Raw genomic sequence first — 24,396 nt, forward strand, 5'->3', positions numbered from 1 at the left:
ACAACATCGACCCCGCCCTCTTTGAAGAATGGATGATGACCGGCCTGGTCACGATCCTGATCATCTTCATGGGCTTTATCGTCTGGGACCTGGCGAAGAAATCCAAGGCCGGGCGCTTTGGGTCGTTTATCCTGTTTTTCGTGCTGGGCCTGGGCGTGGCCGCGTTCATCATCAAAAGCGTGGTGATCGGGCTGATCGAGTCCGGCGCTTTATAAACGCGCCGGCACTGCCTTCCACTGGCCTTGGTCCAGGCCATCGATCGACCAGTCACCAATACGCACACGCACCAGGCGCAAGGTCGGCAAGCCCACCGCCGCAGTCATGCGCCGCACCTGGCGGTTACGCCCCTCACGGATGACCAACTCCAGCCAATACGTCGGTACGCTTTTGCGAAAGCGCACCGGCGGGTTGCGTGGCCACAGTTCGGGTTCGTCCAACTGCCGCGCTTGGGCAGGCAAGGTCATGCCGTCATTCAGCTCTACGCCGTCACGCAGGCGTTGCAGCTGCTCTTCGGTGGGCTCGCCTTCAACTTGCACCCAGTAGGTTTTCGCCAGCTTGTGCTTGGGGTCGGCAATGCGCGCCTGTAGCTGGCCATCGTTGGTCAGCAGCAGCAGGCCTTCGCTGTCACGGTCCAGCCGCCCGGCCGGGTAGATGCCGGGGATATCGATAAAGTCCTTGAGGGTCGCGCGCCCGCCTTCGTCGCTGAATTGGGTCAGCACGTCGAAGGGTTTATTGAACAGGATCAACTTCGGCTCGGCCGGTGGCGCCTTGGCGACACGCCGTGCTGCGGAGTTCGGGGGTTTCACGCCAGGGCGGCGCGCATCGGGGCGGGTAGGACGGGACATGGCAAAGGAACATCTAACGGTCAGGACCGACAATGCTAGTGGCCTGACCGCTAAATGACCATCCCAACCGCTTAGCGGAACGGCGGTTCGTCGAAGCTGCGCAGTTTGCGCGAGTGCAGCGAGTTGAGTTCGGTGCGCAACAGATCCACCGCCTCGATGCCGATTTTCAAGTGCTGGCTGACCGCACGCTCATAAAACGCGTTGGCCGAACCCGGCAGCTTGATCTCGCTGTGCAGCGGTTTGTCCGAAACACACAGCAAGGTGCCGTATGGCACACGCAGGCGATAACCTTGGGCCGCGATGGTGCCGCTTTCCATGTCCACCGCCACCGCGCGGGACAGGTTGATCAGCGGCCGTTCTTGCGCCCAGCGCAGTTCCCAGTTGCGGTCGTCGTAGGTCAGCACAGTGCCGGTGCGCAGGCGCTTTTTAAGCTCTTCGCCTTTTTCGCCGGTGACATTGGCAGCGGCTTGCTGCAGGGCCATCTGCACTTCGGCCAGCGCCGGGATCGGGATGTTCGGCGGCACGACGCGGTCGAGAATCCCGTCGCGACGCATATACGCGTGAGCCAATACGTAGTCGCCGATGGTCTGGGATTGGCGCAGGCCGCCGCAATGGCCGATCATCAGCCAGCAATGCGGGCGCAGCACGGCCAGGTGGTCGGTGATGTTTTTGGCGTTGGACGGGCCGACGCCGATGTTCACCAGAGTCACGCCGTGGCCATCAGTGGCCTGCAGGTGGTAGGCCGGCATCTGGTAACGGTGCCACACCACGCCTGCGGCAATGGCCGAGGCTTCGCCGTGGTCCATGCTCTTGTCGATGATCACGTTGCCCGGCAGCACCATGCGGATAAACCGCGGGTCGCTGCGCAGTTGCTCCAGGCCATGCAGGATGAACTGGTCCACATAGCGGTGGTAGTTGGTCAGCAGGATCCACGGCTGCACATGGCGCCAGTCGCTGCCGGTGTAGTGCACCAGCCGGCGCAGGGAAAAGTCCACGCGCGCCGCATCGAACAGCGCCAGTGGCAGCGGGTCGGTGTTTTCCCAGTCGTAGAGGCCATCGGCAATGCCGTCGGTGGCGGCGGACAAGTCGGTGCTGGGGAACACACGGGCGAGGGTCGCAGCGGTAACGCCGGAGCCAGCCAGTTCATCACCCTGCTCCACCACATACGGGTACGGAATATTCTGCTGGCTCACGCCGACTTCCACCGTCACGGTGAAGTCATGCATCAACGGCACCAGTTGCTCCAGCAGGTACTTACGGAACGCCGCCGGATGAGTGACGGTGACACTGTAGGTTCCCGGCAATTGCACCTTGGCGTATGCGCGGGTGGTCTGTGGGACTTCGCCGTGGCAGTGGTAGGTCAGGCGCAGTTCCGGGTAGCGAAACAGCGCGCGTTGTTCGGCGTCCGGCTCGACGCGGTCCTTGAGGTATTGCTTGAGGGCTTGATTAAGCGCACCGGTAGCGCGCTCATGCAGAGCGGCCAGCCGGTCCACGGCTTCTTCGGCGGTTTGAACGACAACAAAAGCTTCGGTCACGGTAAGCATCCTGTGTTCTGACTTGCAGGCCTTTATCTTGCCTGTATCCCAGGCTCACTGAAACACCGGAATTGGAATGCTGCTTTTAAAGGTGGGAGCTGGCTTGCCTGCGATGGCGGTGTATCAGCCAAGTACTCAGTGACTGATACACCGCCATCGCAGGCAAGCCAGCTCCCACATTTTGACCGTGTTCAATCAGAGGGATTGTGGAGTTGAACGGGTAACGATCGCCGCCACATCCACCCCGCGCGGCAAGGTGCCGTACACCCGGCCGGACGATGCCCCGAGGCGGCTGGCGATAAACCCATCGCTGACCACCGCATTCCCGGCCTCCAGCAACAGCTTGGCCTGCAACGCTACGGCAATGTCCTCGGTCAACTGCCGGGCGCGGTACTGGATGTCTTGGGTATCCATAAACGCCGACTTCAATTGCTCGATATGCCCCGCCAGTTGCGTGTCGCCATGCCCATCGCCCAGTTCGACAAACAACGCCTCCAACACGCCCGGCTCTTTGGACAAGGCGCGCAGCACATCCAGGCACTGCACATTGCCGGAACCTTCCCACGTCGAATTCACCGGCGCCTCACGGTACAGACGCGGCAAGATGCTGTCCTCGACATAACCGGCGCCGCCCATGCACTCGGCGGCCTCATTGATCATGGCGGGCGCGCGCTTGCAGATCCAATACTTGCCTACCGCCGTCACCAGCCGGGCGAATTTGGCTTCCTGTTCGTTATCCAGATGGTCCAGCGCCCGGCCCATGCGCATGCTCAAGGCCAGGGAGGCTTCGCTCTCCAGCGCCAGGTCGGCCAGCACGTTTTGCATCAATGGTTGTTCACTGAGCACGCGACCGCCGACCGAGCGATGGGCGCAATGATGGCTGGCCTGGGTCAACGCCTGACGCATCAAGGCGCTGGAGCCGACCATGCAGTCGAAACGAGTCATGGCGACCATCTCGATAATGGTCGGCACGCCCCGGCCTTCTTCGCCAACCATCCAGGCCAGGGCGCCACGGAACTCCACTTCGCTGGAGGCGTTGGAGCAGTTGCCGAGTTTGTTTTTCAGGCGCTGGATGTAGAACTGGTTGCGGGTGTCATCCGGGCGATGCCTTGGCAACAGGAAACACGTCAGGCCTTTGTCGGTCTGCGCCAGGGTGAGGAACGCATCGCACATCGGCGCCGAGCAGAACCACTTGTGCCCGACCAGCTCATAGGCCTGGCCAGGGCCGCCGGCGCCCACCGGGTAGGCGCGGGTGGTGTTGGCGCGCACGTCGGTGCCGCCCTGTTTCTCGGTCATGGCCATGCCGATGGTGGCGCCGGCTTTGTGGGCGATGCCGACGTTGCGCGGGTCGTATTCGGTGTTGAGGATTTTCGGCAGCCAGGTCTGCGCCAGGTCCGGTTGCAGGTGCAGGGCCGGGACGCAGGCGAAGGTCATGGTCAGCGGGCAACCGCTGCCGGCTTCGGCCTGGCTGTGCAGGTAGGTCATGGCGGCGCGGGCCACATGGGCGCCGGGCTGCGGATGCGCCCACGGCAGCGATGGCAGGCCATGCTCGATGGCGGTGCGCATCAGCTCGTGATAAGCCGGATGAAACTCCACCAGGTCGATGCGATGGCCGTAGCGGTCATGGCTGTTGAACACCGGCTTGTTCTGGTTCGCCAAAAACCCCGCCGCCATCAATGGCCCGCCCGCCAGCGCACCATATGCATCGATTCGAGCCTGCGCCCAGCCGGCGCCAAAGCGGCGCGACCATTCTTGCAAGGGCAGGTCGATACGATAGAGGTTGGTACCGTCCAGGGACGGCGGCTGGTTGGTGACGTCGTGGGTTTCGGCAAACGGGTGCAGGTTCATGACGGGCCTCCTGGAAAATAGGCCACGTGCAGTTGAGGCCTGAATTTCAGTTAAGCACCGTCATCGGGCTTAAAAAAGTGGCATACCCGCCGATTGCTCGGCGCTTTCGCCCTCTAACGGGCACAGCAGGCGCCGCTCCAGCACCGTTTGCAGCGCCTCGAAACGCACGGGTTTACTGAGGCGATCAGTGATGCCGACCCCATGGCAGCGTTCGCGATCCGGGGCGTGCAGCGAGGTGCTCAGGGCAATCACCGGCAGTTCGCCGCAGCCGGGTAGCGCACGAATCTGACAGCACAACGAGAAGCCGCCTTCAGACACATCCAGCAGCACCGCTTCAAACGTATCGTCCTGCAAGAGCGCCAAGGCGGCCGGGCCGTTATCCACGGTTTTCACCCGGTAACCCAGTTTGAGCAGCATGCCGCGTACCGCCAATTGGCCGACGCTGTTGTCATCCACCAACAGCACGGTGCACTCCTGGGGCGCTCGTTGCGCATGGGGTTTGTGCGTTGCCGGTTTGGGCTCGGGCGGCACCGCGTCGACGCTGATGTCCAGCTGAAAGCGGCTGCCCTTGCTAAGTTCGGAATGATGGGTCAAACGCCCACCGAGCAGTTCTATCAGCTGCCGGCAAATCGCCAGGCCGATGCCCAGGCCGCCGTATTCGCGGGTCATCGAACCGTCGACCTGGAAGAAGCGCTGATACAGCGTGGCCTCATCGAGGAAAGCGAAGCCGATGCCGCTGTCGGTCACAATAAAGCTCAGGCGCAGCTCGCCGTCACTGTGGGGCACACCTACCACACGCACGCGCACCGCGCCTTCGTGGGTGAACTTGAAGGCATTGTCGAGCAGGCAGTCCAGGCACTGGGTAAGTTTGCCGGCATCGCCGATCATCCGGTCCGGCAGTTCATCGGCCACGTCGATGGAAAACGCCAGGCCTTTGCTCTTGGCGCTGGCGGTGAATTGCTGGCGCAAGGTGTCGAGGGTGCCGCGCAGGCTGAAGACCTGGGGCTGGGCGGTGAGGCGCCCGGCTTGCAATTCGGTCAGGGTGAGAATGCCGTTGACCATGCGCATCATGTCCCGCGCCGAACCGGCGGCGGTTTGCTGGTATTGGGTAAGGTCGTCGTCCAGCGGCACGGTTTGCATCAGCTCTAACGAGCCGATCACACCGTTCATTGGGGTGCGCAACTCGTGGGTCAGCGTGGCGAGGAACTCATCTTTAAGGCGGTTACTGCGTGCCAATTGCTGATTGAGCACTTCAAGCTTCTGGCTGGCGTCAAACAGGATCTGCGCCTGTTGCTCACGCATGCCGTTGATGCGGTCCGCCAGGGCCAGGGACAACAGCGCCACTTCGATGGCCGAGCCGAGTTGGCTGGCGTACATGGTGAGGAACATATTCGGCAGGTAGCCCAACACCATCAGGGTATTGACCACCCCGCCCAGCAGGAATGCCGACCAGGCGATGATGAAGTAACGCGCCATGCGCTGGCCGCAATACCAGGCCTTGATGGCGGCCACAAAGATGGTCACGGTAAACACCAGCGCCAACCCCGTGGCCAGCCGCAGGGCCACGGCGTAGCTGGTCAGCAGCGCCAGCACCATGACCAACGCGCCGGCCGCTGCCAGCGCCAGTAAAACCCGATCAAGCCAGCGGCTGTGCTGCGCGGTGTGCAGGAAACTGCGCGCGAACAAGCTGCCGAACAACGCCGCCGAGCCAATCAGGAACGGCACCGCCGCGTTCGCCCACCATGGGTCGTTCGGCCAAAAATACTCTACCGCTACGCCGTTGACCGACAGTTGGTACAGGCCAAACGAGGCGATATAAAGGATGTAATACAGGTAGCTGGTGTCGCGCACGCTCAAATAGATGAACAGGTTGTAGACCAGCATCCCCAGTAACACGCCATAGATCGCCCCCAACACATACAGGCGCAGAGGCTGCTGCTCCATGTACGCGGTGGCGGACCAGAGCGTCAGCGGTGCCTGGATCGAGCCCTGGCTTTGCAGGCGCAGGTACACGGTTTGCTGCTGGTCGGGCACGAAATTGAGCTTGAACAGGTAGTTGGCCTGGCGCACTTCACGGCTGGAAAACGCCAGGCTGCTGCCCGTGCGGCTGGTCAGGCGGTAATTGCCGGTGCTGTCGCGCTGGTAAAGGTCGAGTTCGTTAAGCGGCGGGTACGCCAACTCCAGAAACCAGGTGCGCGGGGCTCGGGGGTCAGTGGCGGTGTAATGCAGGTCGACCTTGAGCCAGAACACCGAGCGTGAATAGCCGGCGTTGAGAGTGGTTTTGTCATGGGTTTTGAATTGGGCGGCGTAGGCAGGAGCACTGACATCGGCGATGGTGAGGGCGTCGGTTGGGTCTTCGAGTACTTGCATGACGCGGCCCAGCGGCAGGCTCCGAGTGTCCGGGTTGAACTCGATGGCGCCGGCGAGCATCGGCAGCCCGCACAATAAAAAGATCAGCAAATAGCGCATAGAGCCCCAGCGTGGCCTGTCCGGTTATGTCAAAAGCCCCCCATTCCTTTTGAGTAGACGTATACCGGCGATACATTAAGTTGTTTGGATCCACTTTAGCATAGCCGCTAGAGGCCATTGGACACCATTGAAATAATTTTTTGAAAGGCTCTAGAACGGCGCTTTCAGAGAGTTTATTGAATAAAAATGGCGAACCAACAGCCATAAACACAGGGTGAAATTCCCCGCTCGCCCGACAGCCACGCAAAAAGCGATTGGTGGTAAGCTCGCGCACCATGAATATCTACAGCTCTCGCCCTGTTGTCCTCTGTCTCTCCGGCCACGACCCCAGTGGTGGCGCCGGCTTGCAGGCAGATATCGAAGCCCTGCTCGCCCAAGGCTGTCATGCGGCCCCCGCCGTCACCGCCCTGACCGTGCAGAACACCGTCAATGTCAGCGATTTCCGCGTGCTCGACCGCGAGTGGGTGCTGGCCCAGGCCAATGCCGTGCTCAGCGACTCCGAAGTCGCGGCGGTGAAGCTGGGCATGCTCGGTTCCACCGCGATGGTCGACACCGTGGTCGAGCTGCTGCAGGCGCACCCGCACCTGCCGGTGGTCTGCGACCCGGTGCTGCGTGCCGGTGGCGGCGGCAGCCTGGGCAAGGACGAAGTCGGCTACGCCATGCGTGAGCGGCTGTTGCCGCTGTCGCTGATCGCCACGCCGAACCTGCCGGAAGCGCGCATCCTCGCCGAATTGCCCGAGGGTACGGCGGACGAATGCGCCGAGAAGCTGCTGCCGTTTGTAAAGCATCTGCTGATCACCGGCGGCCACGGCGACGAGCATGAAGTGCACAACCGCCTGTACAGCCGCGACGGCACGCGCCAGACCTTTACCTGCCAGCGCCTGCCCGGCAGCTATCACGGTTCGGGCTGCACGCTGGCCAGCGCCTTGGCCGGCAGGATCGCCCAGGGCGAAAGCCTGGCCAGCGCGGTGCAATCGGCGCTCAACTACACTTGGCGCACCCTGCGTGATGCCGAACAACTCGGCCAGGGCCAGTTCGTGCCGCGCCGTTTGCCGCTGGATTTCTGCTCTTAACCGCACAAGAGGCCTGCTCGATGAAACTACGTGGCCTTTACGCCATTACCGACAGCCAACTGTTGGCCGGCAAGTTCCTTGCCTACGTCGAAGCGGCACTGGACGGTGGCGTGACCCTGTTGCAGTACCGCGACAAAAGCAGCGACGAAGCCCGGCGCCTGCGTGAGGCCGAGAAGCTGCGCGAGCTGTGCTCACGCTACAAGACCCAGTTGATCATCAACGATGACGCCGAGTTGGCCGCGCGCCTGGGCGTCGGCGTGCACCTGGGCCAAACCGACGGCCCACTGACCCCGGCCCGTGCATTGCTCGGTTCCAAAGCCATCATCGGCGCCACCTGCCACAGCCAGATCGAACTGGCCGAGCAGGCCGCCAAGGAAGGCGCGAGCTACGTCGCCTTCGGTCGTTTTTTCAATTCCAACACCAAGCCCGGCGCGCCGGCCGCCACGCTCGACATGCTGGCCCAGGCCCGCACGCGCCTTCACCTGCCGATCTGCGTGATCGGCGGCGTCACCCTGGCGAACGCCGACCCCCTGGTGGCCCACGGTGCCGACCTGCTCGCCGTGGTGCACGGCCTGTTCGGTGCCGACAGCACCCAGGAAGTCACGCGCCGCGCCCGCGCCTTCAACGCCCTTCTTAAAGTTTAAGTGTAGAGAGCCCGATCATGTCCCGTTCCGAAACCCTGTTTGCCAATGCCCAAAAACACATCCCCGGCGGTGTGAACTCCCCCGTGCGTGCGTTCAAGAGCGTCGGCGGCACACCGTTGTTCTTCAAGCATGCCGAAGGCGCCTACGTCACCGACGAAGATGACAAGCGCTACGTTGACTACGTCGGTTCCTGGGGGCCGATGATCCTCGGCCACAGCCACCCGGACGTGCTCGACGCCGTGCGCCAGCAGCTGCAACACGGCCTCTCCTACGGCGCGCCAACCGCCATGGAAACCGAGATGGCGGACCTGGTGTGCTCAATCGTGCCGTCGATGGAAATGGTGCGCATGGTCAGCTCCGGCACCGAAGCCACCATGAGCGCAATCCGCCTGGCCCGTGGTTTCACCGGCCGCGACAGCATCATCAAATTTGAAGGCTGCTACCACGGCCACTCCGACAGCCTGCTGGTAAAAGCCGGTTCCGGCCTGCTGACCCAAGGCGTGCCAAGCTCGGCCGGTGTGCCGGCCGCGTTTGCCAAACACACCCTGACCCTGCCGTTCAACGACATTGCGGCCGTTGAGCAGATGCTCAGCGAAGTCGGCCAGGACGTGGCGTGCATCATCGTCGAGCCGGTAGCCGGCAACATGAACTGCGTGCCACCGGCACCGGGCTTTCTGGAAGGTTTGCGCGAGCAGTGCGACAAGCACGGCGTGGTGCTGATTTTCGACGAAGTGATGACCGGTTTCCGCGTGGCCCTCGGCGGCGCCCAGGCTTATTACGGCGTCACGCCGGACCTGAGCACCTTCGGCAAGATCATCGGCGGCGGCATGCCCGTGGGCTGCTTCGGCGGCAAACGCGACATCATGCAGCACATCGCGCCGCTGGGCCCGGTGTACCAGGCGGGCACCTTGTCGGGTAACCCGTTGGCCATGGCTGCCGGCCTGACCACCCTGCGCCTGATCAGCCGCCCGGGTTTCCACGCCGAGCTGACCGACTACACCACGCGCCTGCTCGATGGCCTGCAACAGCGCGCCGATGCCGCTGGCATCCCGTTCGTGACCACGCAAGCGGGTGGCATGTTCGGCCTGTACTTCAGCGGCGCCGACGATATCGTCACCTTTGATGACGTGATGGGCAGCGATGCCGACCTGTTCAAGCGCTTCTTCCATTTGATGCTCGAAGGCGGCGTTTACCTGGCACCGAGCGCTTTTGAAGCGGGTTTCACCTCGATCGCCCATGGCGAAGCCGAGTTGAAACTGACCCTGGATGCTGCCGAGCGCGCTTTCGCAGCCCTGAAGTAAGCCCCGAATTAAGGGACACACACATCTGACGTTGCCCCTCGCAGCGTCAGATTTGCTACTTTGCCTACAGAGATTTCCTGCTTTTTTCGAGAAATTACCTGCAATCCGGCAGATAACTTGCCTACGCAGCAGAAAAACGAGTAAAGACTTTGTAAGCAGGGGCCTGCTTATTTCATAATGCGCGCTTATTGGACTCCCCCGAGGGTCCGCGTGCCCCGTCAGAGGTAAGTCGATTCCCATGAAACGCACCGGCCGCACCCTGGTTCTGGGCTGCCTGTTGCTCCTTCAGCCGCTGCTGGCACATGCCCAGGCAGGCGGCAACTCGTTGTTAATCCCAGCGATGGGTCGTTGCACCCTCAATACCCAGCCAGACAGCCAGGCCGAAGCGCTGAGCGCGTGCCAGAAACAGGCCGACGGTGGGGATGCGCAGGCGCAATACGAGTTGGGCGAGTACTTCCACGACGACAAAAACCCTGCCCGCGACCTCAACAAAGCCCTGAGCTACTTCGAGAAGGCTTCGTTGCAGGGCCATGCCCAGGCGCAATTCCAGCTGGGCAACATGTTCTTCAAAGGCGAAGGCGTGCCGGCCAATAACGTTCAGGCGTACATCGTGCTGAAAATGGCGGCTGTCAACGGCGCCGAGGACGCACTGGACACGGCCGACGAAGTCGCCGAGCACATGCAGCGCGATGAATTGGAAGTGGCCACCCAGGTACTGGGCCAGATCTTCCGCAATTACCTGCAGGAATTGCAGAGTGCCGATGGGCGTTCGCCCTTCTCGCCCTTGCCCGACCCCATCGCGCCTCAGGGCGACAACAGGTAGCCCTGTCGGTAGGCCGTTGCACCTGCAACATGCGCAATCGTCATGCCGCTGATGGCCATGCGCCTTAGTGATCGCACATACAGCAAACCTTCCCGAGTACAGGCAATGGCCGTCACGCTGTCGCTGATCGGGTCAATGATGTGCGCCACGACTTGACCCGCGCTCAAATAATCCCCGACCTTGGCACAAAATACGATCAAGCCGCCCACCGGGCTGACGACGGGCTCAACGCCGGCCAGCGGCGTGGGCGGGTTCAATAAAGGCGGCAACTCAGGTGCCTGGCCCTCGATGACGCCCGCGTGCGTAAGGTAGTCAATCAAAGCCCGGCAATCCTGTTCGGCCAGCTCATAACTCACGTCGGCCACACCTCGCAGTTCCAGCGTCACGGCAAAACCGGGCGGCGCCACACGTTGCGGGAAGCGCGCCTCTATCTGCTGCCAAAACAAGCTGAAGCACTCATCGAAGGACTGCCCACCGGCGTCTGTCGCCATAAAGCACGCCTGTGCCCCCAGGTAACGGGCCAGGGGTTCCACTTGTGGCCAGCAAACCGGCGACGCATACAGATGCTGCACGGCCTCGAAATCACAATGCAAGTCGAGCACGATATCGGCATCGCAGGCCAGGCGCTGAAGCGTCAGGCGCATGGCCTGTACCTGGTTGGCAGGCACTTGGCTGGTGAGCACGCGAACCAGCACCGAACGAATCAACCGCAAGTTTTCCTCAGGGTCATCGGTCAGCAGTGCCTCTACGGCATCACCCACCTGCCGGCTGACATCAAGGAAGTGCCGATTGAAGTTCTCCCGGCTGTCGTAATCGAAACGGCCTTGAGGCACGTCCATCAACACTTGCTCCAGGCCCATGGGGTTGGCCACCGGCACCAGCACCACCGCACCACGTAACAGGCCCGCAGCCTCCAATCGCAACAACCTCCGCTTGAGATGCCACACCACCAACATCCCCGGCAGTTCATCGGCATGCAGGGAAGACTGGATATAGACTTTGCCCACGCCATCGGCCGGGCCGTAGTGAAAACTATGGATCTGCCGCGTCGTACCCGGCACGGTTACTGGCAGTTGATGCACGCGTTCATACATGGCGACCTCCTATCGGCTTGGGTCAAGAAATCTCAGCCAACGCTTCTCGGCCAGGTGAAAAAGGCCGACCAGAGCGAAGGTGATGCATAGATAAATAGCCGCGGCGATGCCGAAGGACTCGAACGTCAGAAAGGTCGCGGCATTGGCATCCCTGGCCACTTTCAGCACATCGGGGACCGTGGCGGTGAACGCCAGCGTGGTGGAGTGCAGCATGAAAATCACCTCATTGCTGTAGTACGGCAATGCGCGGCGCAGGGCCGACGGCATGATCAGATAGGTGTAGAGCTTCCAGCCATCGAACCCTAACGCCCTGGCGGCCTCCACTTCACCGCGCGGCATGGAGCGGATGGCACCGGCGAGGATTTCGGTGGTGTAGGCGCCCGTGTTAAGGGCAAAGGCCAGCAGTGTGCAGTTCAAGGCATCACGGAAAAAAGCGTCCAGAAGCGGCTGCTCGCGTACAGCTGCCAGGCTGTATAGGCCGGTATAACAAACCAGCAACTGGACATAGAGCGGCGTTCCGCGAAACAGATAAGTGAAGCTCTGCACCGGCCAACGCACCCACGAGCGGGTTGAAACCCGGGCAATGGACAACGGCAATGCCACCAGCAGCCCAAGGCATAACGAAGCACTGGTGAGCCACAGCGTCATGGCCAGGCCGGTGATTTGCTGACCGTCGGAATAGAGAAACGGCCGCCAATATTCCTGTACCAGTTCAATCATCGCGGCGCCTCCTGCCCTGCACCGCCATAACGACGCTCAAGCCAGCGCAGCACCGCATTGGAGGCGCTGCTGAGGAGCAGATAAATAAAGCCCGCCAGCAATAGAAAGCTCAATAGCTGCTGGCTGCTTTTGCCAGCCACCTGAGCCACCTTGATCAAGTCTGCCAAACCGATAATCGACACCAACGCGGTAGCCTTGAGCAAGACCATCCAGTTATTGCCCAGCCCCGGCAAGGCGAAGCGCATCATCTGTGGAAAGGTTATGTAGATGAAACTTTGGCTGGGCTTCATACCCAGCGCTTTGGCCGCCTGTGCCTGCCCACGTGGCACCGCCAACAATGCGCCACGAAAGGTCTCGGTAAAATAAGCACCGTAGATAAACCCCAGGGTCAGTACGCCGGCAGTCAAAGGGTCAATTTCGAGGTAGGCCCAGCCCATCACAGCCGTCAGGCGGCTCACACCGGTTTGTACGCCGTAAAAGATCAGCAGCATCAACACCAGGTCCGGCACCCCGCGGATCAGGGTGGTGTAGACCTGTGCTGAAACACGCCAGGCCCTGACGCGTGACAGCTTGGCACGCGCCCCGAGCAGACCGAAGATCAGCCCCAGCAACAGCGATAGCAGCGCCAGCTTCAGGGTCACCCATACGCCTTGCAGCAGTAACGGCGCAAAACCCTCCAGGGTCGCGACAAAGCGCGCAACGTTCTCCAGCATGACCACGCCCTCCAGTTATGATGACGGGCGGTCAATTGCCGCTGAACATGTCGACGCCTGGGAAATACTGTTCTTGCAGGCGAGCATAGGTGCCATCGGCATGCAGCGCTGCCAGGCCCTGATCCAGCAGAGTCTTCAGCGCCTGATTGCCCTTGGCGATGCCAATGGCACTCATGGAAGGCATCAGCTCGCTTTCTATGACCTTGCCCAATTCGAAACCGGCACCTTGAGGCGAGCGCAAAAAGCCACTTTGCGCCTGTTGGGCGTCCTGCAACGAAGCGTTAAGCCGACCCGCCACGAGGTCGGCGTAAACCTGTTCCTGATCGGCGTAGGCCACCACTTTCATGCCCTTAGGGGCCAACACGCGCTTGGCGTAGGTTTCCTGAGTACTGCCCTGCAAATAGCCCACGGACTTGCCCTTGGCGTCGCCAAGGTCGGTGCCGGCCTTGAACACCATGGCGGAGGGGCTGGAGAACACTTGCGAAGAGAAGTCGATGATCTTGCGCCGCGCTTCGGTCACGGTTACCGACGCCAGTATGGCGTCGATCTTGCCGGCCCTGAGGCTGGGAACCAGGCCGTCAAAGTCGCTTTCGACCCATTGGCAGCGCACCTTCAAATGCGCGCAGATGGCGTTGCCGATATCAATCTCGAAACCGACCAAAGTACCGGTATTGTCTTTATAGGCAAAAGGCGCGTAGTTAGGGTCAGCACCGAAGCGTATGACCTCATAGTTGTTGGCGGACACCCAGTTGCTGACCACTAGGAAAGCCAACACCGATAACATCAGAACTAATTTTTTCATTATTTTATTCCTTGTTATTGTTTGCACAGCAGGACGTTACAACACCTCTAAATGAGGAATTTCGCGACGCATGACCAACGAGCCGGCAGGCGCATCAAACTCACGCGCCAGCCGATGCCCTGAAAACACGGCAGCCGCAATGGTTCCAGGCGCCAGGCAGTCCCCCACCAATGCGACCGACTCAATACCCGCCTCAAAGCGTTGCTCCGTTGCCTCGTTGAGTGCCTGGTACAGGCCTTGCTCAGGCTCACGGGCTGTCACCAGCAACAAGGACGCCACGGTAATGAACCTTGGCCGGCCGGTGTACATACAACTGGCAACCGCACCTTCAGGCGTCACCGCCGCCAACGAGTGAGAGGCGATGATCGTGACATTGAGTTCCAGCAGGCGACGCTGGATGCGCTGTTGTTCAAGCGTGTTATGGGTCCAGGTCGCCACATCCGGCGCAGGGGTGACAAAGATCACCTCCACGCCCTGCGCTACCAACTGCTCTGCCAACACACTGCCCATGTAGTAGTGGTCATCATCGAACAGCAGCACCGGTGAAGCAGGGACTGTTCCGGCCAGCAGATCATCCGGGGTCAGTACCGGCAGGTGTTCCAACCCCGGCAAGGCCTGGCGCAATACACGCCCCAGACCATCGGTGCGCCAGCGCGAACCGGTGGCGATAAACACGTGGGCGGCGGCGAAGTCCAACACGTCCTGGGCTTGTAGCTGACTTTCTCGATAGATCTCTACTGAAGGCAATCGGCTGAGCGCGTCCAGCCGGTAGTCGAGCACCCGTGACCAACTCGCCAACCCTGGCAGCCTGGCTTCAAGGAACACACGCCCGCCCAGCGTGCGCGTGCCTTCGACCAGCGCCACCTCCATGCCCCGCGCGCCCAGTATCCGCGCGCATTCAAGGCCGGCAGGCCCTGCCCCGACCACCAGCGCGCGTGCGGGGTTAGGCGCACGGGGCGTCGACTCGGGGTGCCAGCCGCGCCGCCATTCTTCACCCAGGGTGGGGTTTTGCGTGCAGCGCAGCGGGGTGCTGGTGTGGTCACCACTGACACAGACGTTGCAGCCGATGCATTCGCGAATCTCCTCCAGACGCCCTTGCTCTATCTTCTTTGGCAAGAAGGGGTCGGCAATCGAGGGACGGGCAGCGCCGATCAGGTCCAAGACGCCTCGACGCACCAATGAGACCATGGTGTCCGGTGAGGTAAACCGACCCACGCCCACCACCGGCTTGGTGGTCAGCGCTTTGAGCCCGAGCAGGAACGCCTCTTGAAAACCTTCAGGGGCAAACCGTGAGGTCACGCTGTCGTTGGACCAGTCGGCAACGTTGACATCCCACAGGTCCGGCAGCTGCGCCAACAGCGAAAAAATCTCGCGGCCTTCGCCCTCGCAGGCCAGCCCGCCAGCGACCTGTTCATCCACGGCCAGCCGCACGGCGACTGCGCAACGATCACCCACCGCATCGCGGGTATCTTCAATCAACTCACGCAACAGCCGTACACGATTCTCCAACACCCCACCGTACTCATCGGTGCGCCGGTTATTGCGTGGGGTCAAAAAGTGAAACGGCAGGCCAAGGTCGTGGCCGGCATACACGTAAATAATATCGAAACCCGCCTGGCGTGCCCGTAACGCAGCAGCGCGATGCATCTGGCGCAGTTGCTTGATATCGGCGCGGCTCATGGCCCGGGCTTGCACCGGGTCGTAACCACGCACCGGTGTATTGGAAGGCGCCCAGGGGATTTCGCGGCTATAGCGATTGGGCGCCGAATAGCCATTGAACGCCAGTTCGACGCCGGCCAATGAGCCATGCAGATGGACGGCCTCACACATTTTCGCCAGCGCGGGGATGTCGCGTTCATCCCATAAGCGCGCTTCTATATAAGGCGAAAACTCGCTCAGCGGGCTGATCTCGCACTCCTCCGTACACACCACCCCCCAACCCCCCTCGGCTTTGACCCCGCGCATGGCGGCCATGGCCGAGGGATGCACATGGCCCATGCCATTACAGTGCGGCACTTGGTAAAAGCGATTACGCGTGCGAACCGGCCCAATGTGTACCGGCTCAAAAAGAATGTCATACCGAGGATCGCGCACAGGGCTACTCCCGAACCAATAAGTTCGCTAAAGACAGTTAAATAAAAAGCGTTAGTTAAATAACGCTTAAGCGGTCAACTCTGGGTGTAACCCACAAACGCCTGATGCAACTGGGCGATCGCATTCAAGTGCTCTTCCATTTCCGGTCCCAGTTGTTTGGACATAGCGTTAATCAACAAGTGAGTCAGCGATAACATGGTGGCCGTCGAATCCCATAACAAATCAAATTCGGTCGACACCCGAAACACTTCGTTGGCGTTTTGCTCGGCCCACTCACAAAAGTTGTCGGTTATCAGCGTGACCGCAATGCCGCGTTTGCGTGCCGCCTGGCACAGCAGTAAAGACTGGCGGGAATGGCGCCGCGCCTCATAGACAATCAGCATTGAATCGGCAGACGGCGCCAGCAACACCTCGCCGAAATGCCCTGATGCACCGTCCACCAGATGCACGCCTGTGCGCAGGTATTGCAGCATGTGGACCATGGAGCAGGCGATGCCCCGCTCGGTGCCGAAACCGGCGACAAAAACCTGCGGGCTTTGCGCCAGCCTTGAGGTCACCACGCGCCAAGGCTCGGTGCGGGTGTACTCGTAGACCCGCACCAACGCCGCGATCTCCAGTTGCAGGCTGTTGGCCAGCGGGTTTGCGTCGCCTTCTGCCTGGAACGCCCGCAGCCGGTCGCCGATCAGCCATGGGCTGTCACCCAGGTCGTCTTTGAGTTCGTGTTTAAGGTCTTTGAAATGCTTGTAGCCCAACGCCCGGCAGAATCGGCCGACCGTGGACTCGCTGATCTGGAGCTTGTACGCCACCTGCGCCGAATTCTCGAACGGCAGGTCTTTGAGGTTCGCCAGGATATAGGCCGCCAGCGCCCGATAAGCCTGGGACTTGGATGACAACTGGTGTTCGAGGGATTTTTTTATGGATGTGCTCATGGCGTCCTCTCTGCATGGGCACAAACTGCTATTTTTCTGTCAAACCGTCAACGGCGACTGAAAAGTTTCAGAAGTGTCTTACAACACCCTGTCACCAGCGCAGTGTCACTTTTCCGGCATCGGCATCGGAAACGGCATCACATTACTGGTGCCGCGCGCCTCGCTGATCTTCGGCGTGCCGAGGCGCTCGACTTCATCGATGCGCACAATCGAATGCATCGGCACAAAGCTGCGCACCACGCCTTCAAACTGCGCCTTGAGTTTTTCTTCGCCCGGGTCGACGACCAATTGGGTGCGCTCGCCAAAGACGAACTCTTCCACCTCCAGGAAGCCCCACAGATCACTTTGATAGATCTGCTTGGCGTACATTTCGAACACCTGGCCCTGGTTGAGGAAAATCACCTTGTAGATTGGAGCTTCACGTTTGGTCATGGTGGGCGAATAACACATGGGGGATATAAAAGAGGGCGCGAACTATAGCATGGCACCCGATGCACAGCGCTAGGAACCAATGGGCATGCCCCCTATAATGCGCGGTTCTTTACCTCCAGTTGATGATTCCCATGGCCAAGAAGCTTTACATCGAAACCCACGGTTGCCAGATGAACGAGTACGACAGCTCGCGCATGGTCGACCTGCTGGGCGAACACCAGGCCCTGGAAGTCACTGCCCGCGCCGAAGATGCCGACGTCATCCTGCTCAATACCTGCTCGATCCGCGAGCGTGCCCAGGACCGTGTGTACTCCCAGCTGGGCCGCTGGCGTGAATTGAAACTGGCCAACCCGGACATGGTGATCGCCGTCGGCGGCTGCGTGGCCAGCCAGGAAGGCGCCGCGATCCGCGACCGCGCCCCCTATGTCGACGTGGTTTTCGGCCCGCAGACCCTGCACCGCCTGCCGGAAATGATCGACGCCGCACGCATCACCAAGCTGCCGCAGGTGGACGTGTCATTCCCGGAAATCGAAAAATTCGACCATTTGCCCGAACCGCGCATCGACGGGCCGAGTGCCTATGTGTCGGTGATGGAAGGCTGCAGCAAGTACTGCACCTTCTGCGTGGTGCCCTACACCCGTGGCGAAGAAGTCAGCCGGCCGTTTGACGACGTGCTGGCCGAAATTATCCACCTGGCCGAAAACGGCGTGCGCGAAGTGACCTTGCTGGGCCAGAACGTCAACGGCTATCGCGGCCAGACTCACGACGGGCGCCTGGCCGACCTCGCGGAGTTGATCCGCGTGGTGGCTGCGGTGGATGGCATCGAGCGTATTCGCTACACCACCTCGCACCCGCTGGAGTTCTCCGACAGCCTGATCCAGGCGCACGCCGAAGTGCCGGAGCTGGTCAAGCACCTGCATTTGCCGGTGCAGTCGGGTTCTGACCGCATTCTGGCGGCCATGAAACGCAACCACACGGCCCTGGAATACAAATCCAAGCTGCGTAAATTGCGCGCGGCGGTGCCGGGTATCTGCATCAGCTCGGACTTTATCGTCGGGTTCCCCGGCGAGACCGAGAAAGATTTCGAGCAGACCATGAAGCTGATCGAAGACGTCGGCTTCGACTTCTCCTATTCGTTCGTCTACAGCCAGCGTCCGGGCACCCCGGCTGCCGATCTGGCAGATGACACCCCGGAAGCGCTGAAAAAAGAGCGTTTGAACGCACTGCAGCATCGCCTGAACCAGCAAGGTTTCGAGATCAGCCGACAAATGGTCGGTTCGATCCAGCGCATCCTGGTCACCGACTACTCGAAAAAAGACCCGGGCGAGTTGCAAGGGCGTACCGAGAACAACCGGATCGTCAACTTCCGCTGCGACACGCCCACCCTGATCGGCCAGTTTGCCGATGTGCACATCGATGCGGCGCAACCGCACTCGCTGCGGGGGTCGCTAATCAACTGACCTCTGACCGGATAAAGATCAAAATGTGGGAGCTGGCTTGCCTGCGATAGCGGTGGGTCAGCCGACACATCTGGCACTGACACACCGCCATCGCAGGCAAGCCAGCTCCCACAGTGGATTTTCATGGTTCTTGAGATTGAGCCAGCCTATATAAGTGCTTTCGCACGCCGAGCGCTGGCGTTATCCTCTCCTTCACCTAAACAGCCAAAGGGCGGCTAAAAGCAACCTTGAACGCACCCATAGCAGAACCCCATCGTTTTATCCTCGAGCCGTTTGAGGCTCGCCGTTTCGCCAACCTGTGCGGACAGTTCGACGAGCACCTGCGCCTGATCGAACAACGCCTGAGCATCGAGATCCGCAACCGCGGCAATCAGTTCGAGCTTATTGGTGAACCCCAGCACACCACGTCTGCAGAAAACCTGCTGCGCCGCCTCTACCGCGAAACCAAGGGGAGTGAGCTGTCGCCGGAGACCGTGCACCTGTACCTGCAGGAATCCGCCGTGGAAGACTTGGCCAACAACCCGGTGGCCGAAGCCAGCGTGGCCCTGCGCACCAAAAAAGGCATGATTCGCCCACGCGGCTTGAATCAGCAGCGCTACGTCAAGGAAATCCTCGGTAACGACATCAACTTCGGCATCGGCCCCGCCGGTACCGGCAAGACCTACCTGGCCGTGGCCTGTGCGGTCGACGCCCTGGAGCGCGAGCAGGTGCGACGCATCCTGCTGGTACGCCCGGCAGTCGAGGCTGGCGAGAAGCTTGGCTTCCTGCCCGGCGACCTGGCCCAGAAGATCGACCCGTACCTGCGCCCGCTCTACGACGCGCTGTACGAGATGCTCGGCTTTGAATACGTGGCCAAGTTGATCGAGCGCCAAGTGATCGAGATCGCCCCGCTGGCCTACATGCGTGGTCGCACCTTGAACAACAGCTTCATCATCCTCGATGAAAGCCAGAACACCACCGTCGAACAGATGAAAATGTTCCTCACCCGTATCGGTTTCGGCTCCACCGCCGTGATCACCGGCGACGTCACCCAGGTCGACCTGCCCAAGGGCACCAAGTCCGGCCTGGCCCAGGTGATCGATGTGCTCAAGGACGTGCCAGGCATCAGCTTCACACATTTCATGCCTAAAGACGTGGTTCGCCACCCGTTGGTGCAGCGCATTGTCGAAGCCTACGAGCGCTTTGAGCACCGTGATGACGCACCCGCCAAGGACGTGCGCCGCGATGCTTGAGCTAGACCTGCAGCTGGCCACCGAAGCGCCCGCCCCCAGCGAAGCGCAGTTCCGTCAGTGGTGCGCCCTGGCCCTGCGCCAGCGCACCGCCGACTCGGAGCTGACCATCCGCCTGGTGGACGAGCCCGAAGGCCGTGAACTGAATCACACCTGGCGCCAAAAGGACTACGCGACTAACGTGCTGTCCTTTCCCGCCGACGTGCCGGATGAGTTACTGGATATCCCGTTACTGGGCGACCTGGTGATCTGCGTCGAAGTGGTCGAGCGCGAGGCGAAGGAACAAGGCAAGGAACTTGAAGCCCACTGGGCCCATCTAGTCATCCACGGCTGCTTGCATCTCTTGGGTTACGACCATATAGACGATGACGAAGCCTGCGAAATGGAAACACTGGAACAAACGTTGCTTGCTGAACTGGGTCACCCTGATCCGTATGCAGACGACGAAAACTGAAACTACACATAACTGACACAACAAAGGATTTAGAGTAATCGCTATGAGCGAAGACCGATCGAGCAACGGGCAGAAGTCATGGCTGGGTAAACTGACCCAGGCTTTTGCCCACGAGCCGAAAAACCGCCAGGAGCTGCTGGAGCTGCTGCGCGAGGCCCATCAGAACAAGTTGCTGGACAGCGAAGCGCTGGCCATCGTCGAAGGCGCCATCCAGGTGGCTGACCTGCAGGTGCGGGACATCATGGTCCCGCGCTCGCAGATGATCAGCATCAAGGCGACCCAGACCCCACGGGAATTCCTCCCGGCCGTGATCGACTCGGCGCACTCGCGCTACCCGGTGATCGGTGAAAGCCATGACGACGTCATGGGCGTCCTGCTGGCCAAGGACCTGCTGCCACTGATCCTCAAGGAGAACGGCGACAGCTTCAACATCAAGGACTTGCTGCGCCCGGCCACCTTCGTGCCTGAATCCAAGCGCCTGAATGTGCTGCTGCGCGAGTTCCGCGCCAACCACAATCACATGGCCATTGTGATCGACGAATACGGCGGCGTGGCCGGTCTTGTGACCATCGAAGACGTGCTTGAGCAAATCGTCGGCGACATCGAAGACGAACACGACGTCGAAGAAGACAGCTACATCAAGCCGCTGCCCAGCGGTGATTTCCTGATCAAGGCGCTGACGCCGATCGAGAACTTCAACGAGTTCTTCGACAGCGAATTCTCCGACGATGAGTTCGATACCGTGGGCGGTTTGGTGATGAGTGCGTTCGGGCACCTGCCAAAACGTAACGAAACCACCGAGATTGGCGCTTATCGCTTTCGCATCTTGAATGCCGACAGTCGCCGCATTCACTTGATCCGCCTGACACCTATTGCCCGCTAAGGACTGATATGCGCCGTCTGATTGCACCCGGCTGGCCCGGTAACCTGCTGGCCGCGGTGGCTGGCGCCGTCACTACCCTGGCGCTGGCGCCCTTCGATCTGTGGCCATTTGCGCTGCTGGCCGTCGGGCTGTTCTACGTCGGCCTGCGCGAGCTGACGCCACGCCAGGCCCTGGGCCGTGGTTGGTGCTTCGGTTTCGGCCTGTTTGGCGCCGGTACCAGCTGGATCTACTACAGCATCCACCATTTCGGCGGTGCTTCGGTGTTGCTGGCTGGCTTTTTGATGCTGCTGTTTACCGCCGCCATTGCCTGGTTCTTCGCCCTGCCCGCTTGGCTGTGGGCACGCTGGCTGCGTCGTAATGAGGCGCCGGTGGCCGATGCGCTGACCTTTGCGGCGCTGTGGGTTGGCCAGGAAGCGTTTCGTGGTTGGTTCCTGACGGGTTTCCCTTGGCTGTACTCCGGTTACAGCCAACTTGATGGCCCGCTCACCGGCCTGGCGCCACTGGGCGGCATGTGGCTGATCTCCTTTGCCCTGGCGCTGACGGCTGCCGTGCTGTGCAACTTGCCACGCCTGCTGGCAAGCAAGCGCAACGGCTTCATCGGCGCAGGCTTGGTGTTGTTGGTTGCACCCTGGGCCATAGGCCTGGCGCTCAAGCATCATGCCTGGACCTTGCCCTCCGGCGCACCGCTGACCGTGGCGGCGATTCAGGGCAATGTCGAACAAAGCATGAAGTGGGACCCCGCGCAGATCGACGCGCAGTTGGCGCTGTACCGCGACATGAGCTTCAGCTCCAAGCCGGTAGACCTGCTGGTATGGCCGGAAACCGCGGTGCCGGTGCTCAAGGAATCCGTCGAAGGTTACCTGGGCATGATGGGCAAGTTTGCCGCCGACCGGCACACCGCGCTGATCACCGGCGTACCGATCCGCCAGGAAGTGCACCACCAGAAGCGCTACTTCAACGGCATCACCGTGGTGGGCGAAGGCGAAGGCACTTACCTCAAGCAAAAACTGGTGCCGTTTGGTGAGTACGTGCCGTTGCAAGACATGCTGCGCGGGCTGATCGCTTTCTTTGACCTGCCGATGTCGGACTTCGCCCGCGGCCCGTCCGATCAGGCGATGCTGCAGGCCAAGGGCTATCAGATTGCGCCGTTCATTTGCTATGAAGTGGTGTACCCGGAATTCGCCGCAGGCCTGTCGGCCCAGAGCGATTTACTGCTGACCATCAGCAACGACACCTGGTTCGGCCGCTCCATTGGCCCGCTGCAACACCTGCAAATGGCGCAGATGCGTGCGTTGGAGGCTGGTCGCTGGATGATCCGCGCCACCAACAATGGCGTGACCGGCCTGATCAACCCGTTCGGGCAGATCACCGCGCAGATCCCGCAGTTTGAACGCGGGATTCTCTACGGCGAAGTGGTGCCGATGCACAACCTGACGCCGTACCTGCAATGGCGCTCGTGGCCGTTGATCATTGTGTGCCTGGGCTTGTTCGGTTGGGCGCTGCTGGCGGGCCGGATGTCGAAAACGGTCTAAAGGCTTAAACACAAGTTCCTGTGGGAGCTGGCTTGTGTGGGAGCGGGCTTGCTCGCGAATACGGTGTATCAGTTAACGAATAAGCTGACTGACACACCGCTTTCGCGAGCAAGCCCGCTCCCACATGAACCGCTTTCCACATTTGGAATTGCGGCGTTATCGGTAAAACACCCGATACCCCACCTGCCCCACCGCCTCATTGATCAACTGCCCGCTGCGCCACACCGACACGAACTCCGGCATCCAGCCGCCCAGTGGCCGCGCATTGTCCACGCCCAAAAAGCCCACCGGCCCCGGCACTACGGCAAAGCCGGCCTTCTCGAAGCTCCACACCGCACGCGGCATATGCCAGGCCTGGGTTACCACCACCACGCGCTTGATGCCTTGCGGCAACAGGATGTCGGCGCTCATCTGCGCGTTTTCCCAAGTGGTGCGGCTGCGCTCTTCTTTCCAGCGCACGGTGACGCCGAAGTCATCCTGCATCGACACCGCCATCAACTCGGCCTCGCTGGGAGGCGTGCCGTAGTGCAAGCCGCCGCTGGTCAGCACCGGCAAGCCAGAGGCCTTGGCCAGACGCGCGGCATAACGCTGGCGCTCAAGCCCTGTACCGGTGGGTTGATCGGTGCCCCACGCAGGGTCGCCGCGCTCACGCCCAGAACCCAACACCACAATTGCATCGGCGCGCTGGGCCAGCGTCGCCCATTCTTCACGGGCCAACGGTGGCTCGGTCTCCAAGGCATGCGCGCCCCATTGCACCATCACCGGCAGGCTGATCAACCAAAGCCCGCCGAACCCCACGGCAAAGCAGCATCCGGCCAGGCGCGGGCGACTTTTACGCAACCACCAGGCAAGCGCCAGCAGCAGCAAAAAAAGGCCGGGCGGCAAGAGCAATTGTTTAATGAAATAACGAAAAGGCATCGGGCATCTCCAAAGATGCCCGAAGCCTAGATGCAACGGGGTTCAGCGACAATCTTTACCAACCTGTTTCGAGACGGCTCAAAGGTTAACGTGGTGCTCCACGTTTACCGTGCGGCCCGACGTTTGTCGGGACCGCGAGCCGCAGACACATCTTTCAGCCAGATCACCTTGGCCGAACGCAAAGGCTCTTGGGCGGGCGGGGCAGCCCGTTCCTCGGAGGCACGGTGGTGATTCAATTCCAGGTAGCCCTTGATCAATTCAAGTTCAGCCTGGCTCAAGCCTCGCAACTCCAGCTCCAGAGGCCGCTCATCAAGCAATCGGCCTGCGGTTCTTGCGGCATCCAATGCCCGACCCAAACGGTCGATCAGTCCTTCATACAATTGCGGTTTCATTAAAGTTCGCTGCGATTCAACCATCCCCTCACCTCATTGAAGATAAGACTCACTCCCCAATAAACAGCGTAGTCCCCGTGGCTGCGCCTGCCTCGCGCCGCGACAGACGGCCCTCGCCGCGCAATCAGGGTTTCCCTCGATAGAGTGGGGTCATGTATGCTACGGCGCTTCCTGTAACTCCACTTCCCGCAGGGTTTGGGCACGGA

The 24,396-nt window shown here is 61.0% G+C and carries 23 protein-coding genes; 10 read left to right on the forward strand and 13 right to left on the reverse strand.

Annotation, left to right across the window (positions count from 1 at the left end):
* The first annotated feature begins 5 nt into the window (after positions 1 to 5).
* Complete coding sequence (locus tag BLV67_RS26565) at positions 6 to 215, forward strand: DUF2788 domain-containing protein (protein ID WP_025999909.1); 210 nt, start codon at positions 6 to 8, stop codon at positions 213 to 215.
* Here BLV67_RS26565 and BLV67_RS26570 read toward each other — a convergent pair.
* From BLV67_RS26570 to BLV67_RS26585, 4 genes are all read right to left on the reverse strand, one after another.
* Positions 210 to 845 carry a pseudouridine synthase gene (locus tag BLV67_RS26570; RefSeq protein WP_069786457.1) on the reverse strand — a complete coding sequence of 212 codons (636 nt, stop codon included), beginning with the start codon at positions 843 to 845 and terminating at the stop codon, positions 210 to 212. The genes BLV67_RS26565 and BLV67_RS26570 overlap by 6 nt on opposite strands.
* Positions 846 to 916: 71 nt before the next feature.
* A complete protein-coding gene (gene amn / locus BLV67_RS26575) occupies positions 917 to 2,389 on the reverse strand; it encodes an AMP nucleosidase (protein WP_162232034.1) in 1,473 nt (490 codons plus the stop codon).
* 186 nt (positions 2,390 to 2,575) lie between these two features.
* On the reverse strand, positions 2,576 to 4,228 hold the full coding sequence (locus BLV67_RS26580) for an acyl-CoA dehydrogenase family protein (protein ID WP_065911216.1): 1,653 nt from the start codon (positions 4,226 to 4,228) through the stop codon (positions 2,576 to 2,578).
* 69 nt (positions 4,229 to 4,297) lie between these two features.
* Positions 4,298 to 6,697, reverse strand: a complete 2,400-nt coding sequence (locus BLV67_RS26585; protein ID WP_069786456.1) for a hybrid sensor histidine kinase/response regulator — start codon at positions 6,695 to 6,697, stop codon at positions 4,298 to 4,300.
* A gap of 275 nt (positions 6,698 to 6,972) precedes the next feature.
* On the opposite strand from BLV67_RS26585, the gene BLV67_RS26590 reads away from it, so the two are divergent.
* The 4 genes from BLV67_RS26590 (at position 6,973) to BLV67_RS26605 (ending at position 10,538) form a co-directional block, all read left to right on the forward strand.
* Positions 6,973 to 7,770, forward strand: coding sequence for a hydroxymethylpyrimidine/phosphomethylpyrimidine kinase (locus tag BLV67_RS26590; protein ID WP_058420182.1), 798 nt, complete (start codon positions 6,973 to 6,975; stop codon positions 7,768 to 7,770).
* Positions 7,771 to 7,790: 20 nt separating this feature from the next.
* Positions 7,791 to 8,414, forward strand: a complete 624-nt coding sequence (gene thiE / locus BLV67_RS26595; protein ID WP_069786455.1) for a thiamine phosphate synthase — start codon at positions 7,791 to 7,793, stop codon at positions 8,412 to 8,414.
* A gap of 17 nt (positions 8,415 to 8,431) precedes the next feature.
* Positions 8,432 to 9,715, forward strand: a complete 1,284-nt coding sequence (gene hemL / locus BLV67_RS26600) for a glutamate-1-semialdehyde 2,1-aminomutase (RefSeq protein WP_069786454.1) — start codon at positions 8,432 to 8,434, stop codon at positions 9,713 to 9,715.
* A gap of 238 nt (positions 9,716 to 9,953) precedes the next feature.
* Positions 9,954 to 10,538 carry a tetratricopeptide repeat protein gene (locus BLV67_RS26605; RefSeq protein WP_056861983.1) on the forward strand — a complete coding sequence of 195 codons (585 nt, stop codon included), beginning with the start codon at positions 9,954 to 9,956 and terminating at the stop codon, positions 10,536 to 10,538.
* Here BLV67_RS26605 and BLV67_RS26610 read toward each other — a convergent pair.
* From BLV67_RS26610 to BLV67_RS26640, 7 genes are all read right to left on the reverse strand, one after another.
* Positions 10,520 to 11,632, reverse strand: a complete 1,113-nt coding sequence (locus tag BLV67_RS26610) for a succinylglutamate desuccinylase/aspartoacylase family protein (RefSeq protein ID WP_069786453.1) — start codon at positions 11,630 to 11,632, stop codon at positions 10,520 to 10,522. The genes BLV67_RS26605 and BLV67_RS26610 overlap by 19 nt on opposite strands.
* 9 nt (positions 11,633 to 11,641) lie before the next feature.
* Complete coding sequence (locus tag BLV67_RS26615; protein WP_069786452.1) at positions 11,642 to 12,352, reverse strand: ABC transporter permease; 711 nt, start codon at positions 12,350 to 12,352, stop codon at positions 11,642 to 11,644.
* Positions 12,349 to 13,065 (reverse strand): ABC transporter permease, encoded by a 717-nt coding sequence (locus tag BLV67_RS26620; RefSeq protein ID WP_069786451.1) that lies wholly within the window; start codon positions 13,063 to 13,065, stop codon positions 12,349 to 12,351. The genes BLV67_RS26615 and BLV67_RS26620 overlap by 4 nt, the downstream gene beginning before the upstream one ends.
* Before the next feature lie 31 nt (positions 13,066 to 13,096).
* On the reverse strand, positions 13,097 to 13,867 hold the full coding sequence (locus BLV67_RS26625; RefSeq protein WP_069786450.1) for a transporter substrate-binding domain-containing protein: 771 nt from the start codon (positions 13,865 to 13,867) through the stop codon (positions 13,097 to 13,099).
* A 36-nt stretch (positions 13,868 to 13,903) separates the two neighbouring features.
* Positions 13,904 to 15,961 carry an oxidoreductase gene (locus BLV67_RS26630; protein ID WP_065911225.1) on the reverse strand — a complete coding sequence of 686 codons (2,058 nt, stop codon included), beginning with the start codon at positions 15,959 to 15,961 and terminating at the stop codon, positions 13,904 to 13,906.
* A gap of 74 nt (positions 15,962 to 16,035) precedes the next feature.
* Positions 16,036 to 16,890: a MurR/RpiR family transcriptional regulator gene (locus BLV67_RS26635; protein ID WP_065911226.1), complete on the reverse strand. Its 855-nt coding sequence runs from the start codon at positions 16,888 to 16,890 to the stop codon at positions 16,036 to 16,038.
* 105 nt (positions 16,891 to 16,995) lie between these two features.
* Positions 16,996 to 17,322 carry a DUF1820 family protein gene (locus tag BLV67_RS26640; RefSeq protein WP_003194436.1) on the reverse strand — a complete coding sequence of 109 codons (327 nt, stop codon included), beginning with the start codon at positions 17,320 to 17,322 and terminating at the stop codon, positions 16,996 to 16,998.
* Between the two features lie 131 nt (positions 17,323 to 17,453).
* Here BLV67_RS26640 and miaB point away from each other — a divergent pair, with 131 nt between their 5' ends.
* From miaB to lnt, 5 genes are all read left to right on the forward strand, one after another.
* Positions 17,454 to 18,782: a tRNA (N6-isopentenyl adenosine(37)-C2)-methylthiotransferase MiaB gene (gene miaB / locus BLV67_RS26645; RefSeq protein ID WP_065911227.1), complete on the forward strand. Its 1,329-nt coding sequence runs from the start codon at positions 17,454 to 17,456 to the stop codon at positions 18,780 to 18,782.
* Positions 18,783 to 19,009: 227 nt separating this feature from the next.
* Complete coding sequence (locus BLV67_RS26650; RefSeq protein ID WP_058420190.1) at positions 19,010 to 20,014, forward strand: PhoH family protein; 1,005 nt, start codon at positions 19,010 to 19,012, stop codon at positions 20,012 to 20,014.
* Positions 20,007 to 20,465: an rRNA maturation RNase YbeY gene (gene ybeY / locus BLV67_RS26655; RefSeq protein ID WP_056861975.1), complete on the forward strand. Its 459-nt coding sequence runs from the start codon at positions 20,007 to 20,009 to the stop codon at positions 20,463 to 20,465. The genes BLV67_RS26650 and ybeY overlap by 8 nt, the downstream gene beginning before the upstream one ends.
* Before the next feature lie 43 nt (positions 20,466 to 20,508).
* Positions 20,509 to 21,348 carry an HlyC/CorC family transporter gene (locus BLV67_RS26660; RefSeq protein WP_010206772.1) on the forward strand — a complete coding sequence of 280 codons (840 nt, stop codon included), beginning with the start codon at positions 20,509 to 20,511 and terminating at the stop codon, positions 21,346 to 21,348.
* 8 nt (positions 21,349 to 21,356) lie between these two features.
* Positions 21,357 to 22,880: an apolipoprotein N-acyltransferase gene (gene lnt, locus BLV67_RS26665; protein ID WP_069786449.1), complete on the forward strand. Its 1,524-nt coding sequence runs from the start codon at positions 21,357 to 21,359 to the stop codon at positions 22,878 to 22,880.
* A gap of 156 nt (positions 22,881 to 23,036) precedes the next feature.
* On the opposite strand, the gene BLV67_RS26670 is transcribed toward lnt, so the two are convergent.
* Together BLV67_RS26670 and BLV67_RS26675 are read right to left on the reverse strand one after the other, a co-directional pair.
* A complete protein-coding gene (locus BLV67_RS26670) occupies positions 23,037 to 23,798 on the reverse strand; it encodes a YdcF family protein (RefSeq protein ID WP_065911229.1) in 762 nt (253 codons plus the stop codon).
* A gap of 104 nt (positions 23,799 to 23,902) precedes the next feature.
* On the reverse strand, positions 23,903 to 24,214 hold the full coding sequence (locus tag BLV67_RS26675) for a hypothetical protein (RefSeq protein WP_065911230.1): 312 nt from the start codon (positions 24,212 to 24,214) through the stop codon (positions 23,903 to 23,905).
* Positions 24,215 to 24,396 lie beyond the last annotated feature (182 nt).

It is taken from the genome of Pseudomonas salomonii (assembly GCF_900107155.1).
GTDB classification, from domain to species: Bacteria; Pseudomonadota; Gammaproteobacteria; order Pseudomonadales; family Pseudomonadaceae; genus Aquipseudomonas; species Aquipseudomonas salomonii.